The sequence below is a fragment of the Collinsella tanakaei YIT 12063 genome, assembly GCF_000225705.1.
Taxonomy (GTDB): domain Bacteria; phylum Actinomycetota; class Coriobacteriia; order Coriobacteriales; family Coriobacteriaceae; genus Collinsella; species Collinsella tanakaei.
In genome coordinates this window covers 1-1,172 of the sequence record NZ_JH126482.1, presented here as the reverse complement: position 1 = coordinate 1,172, position 1,172 = coordinate 1, and the positions used below count along the sequence as shown (strand labels likewise).

Annotated in this window: 1 protein-coding gene; it reads left to right on the top strand. The window is 73.5% G+C overall.

Annotated elements, in window-relative coordinates; translation table 11 throughout:
- Positions 1–106: 106 nt before the first annotated feature.
- The coding region (locus tag HMPREF9452_RS11125) for an IS110 family RNA-guided transposase (RefSeq protein WP_009142230.1) at positions 107–1,172 on the top strand (1,066 nt) is incomplete at its 3' end.

Genomic DNA, 1,172 nt, shown 5'->3' with positions numbered 1-1,172 from the left:
GGGAAAGCCTCCCCGCGGCATACGGGGTCGCGGGCTGGGCGGGAACAATGGTTGTGTATCGTCAACCTGCGGTGCCGCCGTACCGCACGTATGGGAGGAGGCTCCCATGACCTATATTACCTCCATCGGCCTCGACGCACACGCGCGCTCCGTCTCGGCATGCGCCTTCGACCCGTTCACCGGCGAGGCGGCCCAGAGGAGGTTCGGCACCGACGCCGGCGAGATCGCGGAGTGGATCCTGGGCTTCGAGAGCCCCAAGGCGGTCTACGAGAGCGGCCCGACTGGCTTCGCCCTGTGCCGCGAGCTGCGCGCGCTGGGCGTCGACTGCGTCGTGGGCGCCGTCTCGAGGATGCAGAAGCCGTCGGCCGAGAAGAGGCGCAAGAACGACAGGCGCGACGCCGCCTTCCCGGCGCGCCTGCTCGCCACCCGCAACATCGTCGAGGTGTGGGTGCCGCCCGTCGAGGCGGAGGCCGCCCGCGACCTGTCGCGCGCGCTAGACGACGCCCGCGAGGACCTGCAGCGCGCCCGCCAGCGGCTCTCCAAGTTCCTGCTGAGGCGCGGGCTCGCGTTCGACGAGACCGACGCGCTCGGGCGCAGGCGCGGCGCCTGGACGAGGGCGTTCTGGAGGTGGGCGGAGTCCTGCAGGCCGTCCGACCCGGCCGCGGCGGCCGCCTTCGACCACTACGTCGCCTGCGTGCGCTGCGCCGAGTCCGACAAGCGCGCCCTTGAGAAGAGGGCGCTCGCCGAGGCCCGCGCCGACCGGTGGAGGGGCGCGGTCGAGGCGCTCTCGTGCATCAAGGGCATCGACGCCGTCACGGCGTTCTGCCTGGCCACCGAGGCGGGGTGCTTCTCCAGGTTCCCCACCGCCGGCGCCTACGCCTCCCGGATCGGCCTCGCGCCCTCCGAGCGCTCGAGCGGCGAGAAGGAGGCCAAAGGCGGCATCACCAAGACCGGGAACTCCGCCTCCAGGCGCGCCCTCGTCGAGGCGGCGTGGCACTTCAAGTCGTGCTCGCCGAAGCCCAAGGTGCCGCCGGCCGGCTCGGCCGTGCCGGCGGCCGTGAAGCGGCGCTGCGACGACGCCACCGCGCGCCTCCGCCGGAGGCACGAATCCCTCGGGGCGGCCGGCAAGCGGCCCTGCGTCGCCAACGTCGCGGTCGCCCGCGAGCTCGCCT